Origin of the sequence: Aldersonia kunmingensis, from assembly GCF_001646865.1 — a bacterium.
Taxonomy (GTDB): Bacteria; Actinomycetota; Actinomycetes; order Mycobacteriales; family Mycobacteriaceae; genus Aldersonia; species Aldersonia kunmingensis.
This window is the reverse complement of the sequence record NZ_LRRB01000087.1, coordinates 1-8,220: the sequence shown is the minus strand read 5'-3', so window position 1 is coordinate 8,220 and position 8,220 is coordinate 1. Positions and strand designations below refer to the sequence as shown.

Here is an 8,220-nt window from a genome sequence, read left to right as displayed (position 1 = left end):
GTGGACTCCGCTCACGGCGAGACCGGGCAGCTCGAACTCGGTCGCTGCGAGGTTCTCGAATGCCAGCATCACCTGGAAGATCGGGTGATGCGACTGGGAACGTGCCGGATTCAGCACCTCGACGAGGCGCTCGAACGGCAGGTCGGCATTGCCGAACGCCTCGACGTCGGCGGTGCGGGTCCGGCCGACGAGGTCCGCGAACCGCTCCCCCGAGGCAACCCTGGACCGGAGCACGAGGGTGTTGACGAACATTCCTACGACATCGTCGAGTTCCTGCTCACCTCGTCCCGCAACCGGCGTACCCACCACCACGTCGTCAGACCCACTCATCCGGGCGACGCAGGACCGCCAGCGCGGCGTGCATCACCATGAAGACGGTGGCACCGCTCGACCGGGCAACCCCCAGAAGCGCGGCGTGCAGTTGGGCATCGACCTCGATCGGTACACGCGCACCGGCGAATGACTGCACCGCCTTGCGTGGTCGATCTGTCGGTAGCTCGATCTGCTGCGGTGCGTCGTCGAGCGTGCGTCGCCAGAAGGCGATCTGTCGCGAGACCTCCGACTCCGGATCTGCCTCCGCACCAAGCATTTCCCGTTGCCACATGGCGTAGTCGGCGTACTGCACCGGCAACGGGGCCCACGCCGGCGGTTGACCGGTCCGTCGCGTGGTGTACGCGAGGATCACGTCGCGCGCCAACGGTGCCATGGAGAAACCGTCGGCACTGATGTGGTGTACCACGACGGCAAGCACGTGTTCGTTGTCGGACAAGCGGAACAGCCGTGCCCGCACAGGGACGTCCTGAGTAACGTCCATGAGGGTGCCGACAACGGCCGCCACCGATTCGAGCAGGCGTTCCTCCTCGGTGGGAACCGGCGTCAGGTCCACGTCCACGCGATCGGGCGGCAGCACCCACTGGCCGGCCACCCCATCGAACTGCGGATAGACCGTGCGCAGCGACTCGTGCCGGTGGATCACATCGACCACGGCGCTCTGCAGCGCATCGACGTCCAATTGACCGGACAGCCGGATGGCAAGCGGCACATTGTAAGCCGCGGACCGTGGCTCGAACTGATTGAGGAACCACATGCGCTGCTGCGCCAGCGACAGCGGAATATGGTCGGGACGCTCACGCGCCACCAGCGGAACACGATGTGCGCCCGCGTGCATCTCCGCGCGCGCGGCGAGCGCATGGACCGTCGACGCCTCGAACAGCATGCGTACCGGGACCCGCCGATCGAGCGCGGCGCCGACCCGCGCGGTCACCTGGGTTGCCGACAACGAATTGCCGCCCAGCTCGAAGAAGTCGTCGTCGACACCGACCTGCGCCAACCCGAGCACGTCGGCGAACACCTGCGCCACGATCCCCTCGACCGCCGTCGTCGGCGCGCGATACACCTTCGCCTCGAACTGCGGCGCCGGCAAAGCCTTTCGATCCAGCTTGCCGTTCGCGGTGAGCGGCACCGCGTCGAGCGTCACCCACGCGGCAGGCACCATGTAGGACGGCAGTTCCGTCCCGAGCGCGTGCTGCAGTGCGGCGGTATCGACATCGGCTCCCGACGCGGGAACCACGTATGCGACGAGCATGTCCCCGCGGTGATCGTCGGAGTGGGCGATCACCACAGCATTTGCGATCTCAGGGCGGCGCGCTAGCGCTGCCTCGATCTCGCCCAGTTCGATCCGGAAGCCGTGCACCTTCACCTGGAAATCGGTGCGTCCGCGATACTCCAGTGCCCCTTGCGCATTCCACGCTGCGAGGTCACCGGTCCGGTACATCCGGTCACCCGGTGCACCGAACAGGTCGGGTACGAATCGCTCCGACGTGAGATCGGCGCGTTGGTCGTAGCCCCGCGCCAACTGGGCTCCAGCCAGGTACAGGTCGCCCGGCACGCCGACCGGAACCGGATGCAGCCGCGCATCGAGCACATACGCCCTGGTGTTCCACTCGGGCACGCCAATCGGCACGACGGTGTCGTCGGCGTCGTGAACGAGGTGCACCGTCGCCGAGACCGCGGCCTCGGTCGGGCCGTACAGGTTGAACAGCTGGGCGCTCGGGTTGTGCCGACGGAATCGGGCGGCGATGGAGACGGGCAGTGCCTCACCAATGGCCAACACCTGCCGCACCGACGGGGACAGCTCGCCGTCGGCATCGGTCAACAGCGACTCGAGCAGGGACGGAACGAGGTGCAGCGTGGTAACCGATTCGGCTCGGATCAGCTCGTTCACCACACCCGGGTCGCGTTGCGCGTCAGGTTCGGTGATCACGAGCGTGGCGCCCGACACCAGCGCGGACCAGAACTCCCATACCGACAGGTCGAACGTCGCCGCCGTCATCAGCGGCGTGACATCCCCGCCGGCCATCCCGAATTCCGCACATTTCCACTGCAATTGGTTCGCGATCGCGGCATGCGATATGACGACGCCCTTGGGCACGCCGGTGGAGCCCGAGGTAAAGATCACGTACGCGGCATTGGCCGGGCGCAGCGGCTCGATTCGCTCCATATCAGTCACGGGCGCATCGGCGAACCTCGATAGGTCGAGTTCGTCGATTGCGACCACCGGAGCATCGCCCTCGGTCGGCAATCCGTCCGCGGCGGTCGTCAGCACGCAGACCGGTGCCGCGATTTCGAGTATGTGTCCCGTTCGCTCGGCAGCCTGATCGATCCCAACCGGCACGTACGCGCCGCCCGCCTTGGCGACCGCGTACATGGCGACGACCAGGTCGACGGATCGACGCATCGCGAGCGCGACGCGCGACTCGGCGCGTACGCCCTGCGAAATCAACCAACGGGCAAGCTTGTTCACCCGAACGTCGAATTCGGCATAGGTCAGCCTGATGTCCCCGGCGACGAGGGCTACCGCGTCCGGCGTCGCGGCCACCTGCGCATCGAACAGCGAGACCAATGTCGCGCCCGAGTCGATCGGATGCGCGGTGTCGTTCCATCCAAACACCAATTCCGCACGTTCGACCGAATCGAGTACCTCGATGTCCCCCACCGGCTGGTCGGGATCGGCGACGACGGCTTGCAGGATCCGAACGAAGCGGTCGACGAAACCTTGCACCGTCGCCGCGTCGAACAGATCTGTCGCGTAGGTGATGTAGCCGCCGATGCCCAACGGAGCACCATGCTCGTCGTAACCGTCCGACACGATCAGATGCAGGTCGAACTGCGAGAGCCCGGTATCGATGCCCACGCCGGACACCTCGAGCCCCGGCAGAGTCAGACTCACGTCGGCGGTGTTCTGGAACGACAGGCCGACCTGGAACAGCGGGTGCCGCGCCGTCGAGCGCTGCGGATTGAGCACCTCCACCAACCGCTCGAACGGGATGTCGGAGTTGGCGAATGCCGCGAGGTCTGTCTCGCGTTGCCGCGCAAGCAGATCCAGGTATGAAGCGCCCGCGGTGACGCGCGAGCGGAATACCACGGTGTTGACGAACATGCCGACCAGGTCGTCGAGCACGGCCTCGCCGCGACCGGCCACCGGGGTACCGATGGCGATGTCATCGGTACCCGACAGCCGGTGCAAAAGCACGGCCAACGCCGAGTGCACAACCATGAACAGCGTGACGCCATGGCTGCGCGCCAGATCCATCAGGCCGGCATGCAGGTCGGCGTCGATCGCGACACTCACCTTGCCGCCGCGGAAGGTTTGCACCGGCGGGCGCGGTCGATCGGTCGGCAGGTCGAGCTGATCGGGCAGCTCGGCCAGCTCGGCCAGCCAGTACGCCACCTGCTGGGCTGCCAACGAGCTCGGGTCGTCCTCATCGCCGAGCAGCTCGCGTTGCCACAGCGTGTAATCGGCGTACTGCACCGGCAGCGGCGCCCAGGACGGCTCCAGGTCTGCGACGCGGGCCGCATAGGCCGTCATCACGTCACGTGCCAACGGGCCCATCGAGATCCCGTCCGCGGAGATGTGGTGGACCACGACGCCGAGCACGTATTCGGCCGGCGCAGTCCGGAACACCCGGACCCGAACCGGAACCTCGCTGGTGACATCGAAGGGCATGGCGAGGAAGGCGGACACCTCGGCGACAACGTCCGCCGACGCGACGTCGGTGACCGTCACCTCGGGCACCGCGGTGGCGGCGGGGAGCACGACCTGTACAGCTCCGTCCGGGGCCTGCGGGTACACCGTGCGCAAAACCTCGTGTCGCGCAACGACGTCGGCGATCGCGGCCCGGAGCGCAGCGAGATCGAGCTCGCCCGATAGCCGCACCGCAAGCGGGATGTTGTAAGCAGCAGACTCCGTGTCGAAGCGGTTGAGGAACCACATTCGCGTCTGGGCCAACGAGAGCGGAACCCGCTCGGGCCGCGGACGAGCCGTCAGCGGCAAACGAGCGCCGCTACCACCCTGCTGTTCGACCTTGGTCGCCAGCGCCACCACGGTCGGCGCCTCGAAGAGCGCGCGCACGGGAACCCGGGCCCCAAGCGCAGTGCCAAGACGCGCTACGGCCTGACCCGCGGACAGCGAGTTACCGCCGAGGGCGAAGAAATCGTCATCGAGTCCGGCGCGCTCTACGCCGAGGACCTCCGCAAACACTGCGGCAACGATTTCCTCGATCGGTGTGGTCGGTGCGCGGAACACTTCGGCTTCGAACACCGGCACCGGCAGCGCCTTGCGGTCCAGCTTGCCGCTCGGGTTGAGCGGCAACTCGGCGAGCGTGACGAACGTCGACGGCACCATGTACGAAGGCAATTCGTGCGATACGAACGCCGCCACCGCATCGGTGTCCACTTCGGCGCCGGCGGCCGCAACCAGGTAGGCGACCAACCGGTCGCCCACCCGGCCGTCGCGGTGCATCACCACGACTGCCTGCGCCACCGCCTCGTGATCGGCAAGCACTGCCTCGATCTCGCCGAGCTCGACCCGCAGTCCGCGCAGCTTCACCTGAAAGTCGCTGCGGCCCAGGTAGTCCAGCCGTCCATCCCGCTTCCAGACCACAACGTCACCGGTGCGATACATCCGCTCGCCGGGAGCTCCGAAGGGATTGGCGACGAACCGGTCGGCGGTAAGCCCGACGCGACCGTAATACCCACGGGCCAACTGGACACCGGCGAGGTAGAGCTCACCTCGCATGCCCGGCGGCACCGGGCGCAGTCGCCCATCCAGGACCAGCGCTTGCGCGTTCCACACCGGCGATCCGATCGGCACCGCACCGCTGACCGCCTCGATCGCGCACTCGGTTGCGTGCACGGTGAATTCGGTTGGGCCGTACAGGTTGTGCACGGCCGGGATGCCGAGCGCCCGGACCGCCGCCACGGTCGTGGCGGGCAGCGCCTCACCCGCGACCAGCACCGCGCGCAGGGAGTCGACGGCAGCGGCGTCGACCTCCGCGGCGAACACGGACAGCATCGACGGCACGAAGGAAGTCAGCGTGACCGACTCGTCGGCGATGATCTGCGCGAGGTAACGCGGATCGCGGTGCCCGTCCGGGCTCGCCACGACGAGCCGCCCACCATTGGCCAACGGAGCAAACAGTTCCCACACGGATACGTCGAAGGTCGTCGGCGTCTTCAGCAGCACCACATCGGAGGACCCGATGTCGAATCGATCGCTGATCCAGCGGACCTGGTTGACCACCGACCGGTGCGACACCGCGACACCCTTCGGGCGCCCGGTCGAGCCGGAGGTGAAGATGACGTAGGCGACATTGCCGGGCCGGAGGGGAGCCAGCCGCTCGGCCTCGCGGACCGGCGCGGGATCGACGCCGGACAGATCGATCTCGTCGATCCGCACGACGGGCACGTCCGCCGGCGCGCGGAATTCGTCCCCGGACGCAGTCAGGACACACACCGGCGCCGCGCTCTCCAGCACGTGCGCGATGCGATCGACCGGATGGTCCGGGTCCAGCGGCACGTACCCACCCCCGGCCGCGAGCACCGCGTACGTCGCGGTGAGCATGTCCACGGACCGCCGCATTCCGATGGCAACCAATGTCTCCGGGCCGACCCCGATCGAGATCAGATGGCGTGCGAGGCGATTCACGCCCGCGTGGAATTCGGCGTAGCTCAGCCACTCGCCCTCGGTACCGACCGCCTGCGCATCGGGCGTCGCCGCGGCCTGCGCGGCGAACAGCTCAACGACTGTCGGCGCGGAACCGACGTCGACGGCGGTGTCGTTCCAGCCACGCAGCACCCGTGCGCGCTCGGACGAATCGAGCAGGTCGATGTCACCCACGGCGATATCCGGTTGCGTGGCAAGCGCTTCCAGGATCCGGACGAACCGCTCGCCGAGATCCTCGACAGTGGCGCGGTCGAACAGGTCCTCGAAGAACCGTAGCGTGAGATCGAGCTGTTCCCCGGGGATCGCGAGCAGCGTCAACGGGTAATGCGTGGCATCCTGCATCTGAACGCCAGCTACCCGCATGCCGTCGATCGCGGCTGCCTCGGCCAGTTCGGCGCGGTCCACCGGGTAGGACTCGAACACCACCAGGGTGTCGAAGCCGGCACCGGCGCCCGCGACGGCCTGGATGTCGGTGAGGCCGACGTAGTGGTGGTCCAGCAGATCCGCCTGCTCGGCCTGTAGGCGACCGATCACGGTTCGCGCGGCTTCCCCAGCGGTGCAATGCACACGGACGGGCAACGCGTTGATGAAAAGGCCGACCATCGACTCGACATCGGCGAGTCCGGCGGGCCGACCCGACACCGTCGCGCCGAATACCACGTCGTCGCGTCCGGTGAGGCGGCCGAGCAGAATGCCCCAGGCGGCCTGCACCAGCGTGTTCACCGTGACGCCGAGGTCGGCGGCGCGAGCCGACAACTCGGCCGTCACCGCCGCGCTCAGAGCGAAGCTGTGCGCGCCGTGCAGCGCGCTGATCTCGCGGCCGGAATCCGCCGCGGCAAGGATGGTCGGTTCATCAACTCCGGCCAGGGCGGCCTGCCATGCAGCCAGCGTGGCGGCGCGGTCACGCCCGTCGATCCATTCCAGGAACGTCCGGTACGACCGTGCCCGCGGCAGAACGGCGGCGTCACCGCCCGCGGCGTAAGCGATCAGCAGATCCTTCATGACCAGCGGCATCGACCAGCCGTCGAGCAGGATGTGGTGGTTGGTTACCACCAGTCGGTAGTCACCCTCGGCAAGTCGGGCCAGCGTGAACCGAATCATCGGCGGGTCGGCAGGATCGAAATGCCGCGCGCGGTCCTCGGCGGCGAACGCCGCGAACTGTTCGTGCGCATCCGGGTGCTCGCTCAGATCGATTTCCGCCCAGGGCAATTGGACGGAATCGAGGACGACCTGAACCGGCGCGCCCGCGTCGCTGTATACGAACGCGGTGCGCAGGTTCTCGTACCGGTCCAGCACGCCCTGCGCGGCGTCGCGCAGACGAGCAGCATCGACTACGCCGCTCAGCATCGCGACCAGCTGCGTGGTGTAGACGTCCACCGAGGTCTCGGCGAGCATGGCGTGGAAGAACAGGCCGGACTGCAACGGCGAGAGCGGCCAGACGTCGCGCATCGACGGGAACCGCGTCTCCCACGAATCGATGTCGTGCTGACCGACCGTAACCAGCGCCAGATCCGACGGTGTGCGACCGCCGCCCGTGGTGCGGACGCTGCGCACGATTGCCGCCAGCGCTCGCTGCCACAACCGTGCCAGCGCTTCGACGTCGGCACCGGCGAGCAACGTCTCCGGATAGGCGAAGGTTGCCGAGAGCTGCCCACCCAGCGTGATGGCGTTGATATCGATGCTTGCCATGGCAGGCATGTCGGGGTCCGCGTCAGCGGGCAGATCGCTCAGGTCGGACGCGGGCACCCAGCCGATTCGGGCAGCGTCGGGTGGCAGGTCGGCCGCCGAAATGCGACCGAGGTAGTTGAACCCGATCTGCGGGGTCGGTCCCGGTACGGAATCCGTTGCGAGGTAACGCAACAGCCCGTAGCCGATACCGTTGTCCGGCACCGCACGCAGCTGCTCCTTGACCGCCTTTACCGCGACTGCCGCCCCGGCCCCACCTTCGAATGCGTCAACCAGATCAACGCCGGAAACGTCAAGGCGCACGGGGTAGACACTGGTGAACCAGCCGACCGTGCGGGACAGATCAGCGCCGGGCGCAGCGGACTCCTCACGTCCGTGACCCTCCATCCGCACCAGCGCGGAGGTCTCGGTGACACCGCGCTCACGCCGCCACTGCGCAAGGGCCAGCGCCAAGCCGGCGAGTAGCGCGTCGTTGACGCCGCCGTTGAACGCGCCCGGCACCGCCGTCAGCAGCGCGTCGGTGTCCTCCG

The 8,220-nt window shown here is 67.8% G+C and carries 2 protein-coding genes; both read right to left on the bottom strand.

Annotated features, from left to right (window positions below):
• On the bottom strand, positions 1-330 hold a 330-nt coding region (locus A8G08_RS28235), incomplete at its 3' end, for a condensation domain-containing protein (protein ID WP_157108432.1).
• Positions 317-8,191 carry a non-ribosomal peptide synthetase gene (locus tag A8G08_RS27030; RefSeq protein ID WP_222844245.1) on the bottom strand — a complete coding sequence of 2,625 codons (7,875 nt, stop codon included), beginning with the start codon at positions 8,189-8,191 and terminating at the stop codon, positions 317-319. The genes A8G08_RS28235 and A8G08_RS27030, both read right to left, overlap by 14 nt.
• Between the last annotated feature and the right edge of the window lie 29 nt (positions 8,192-8,220).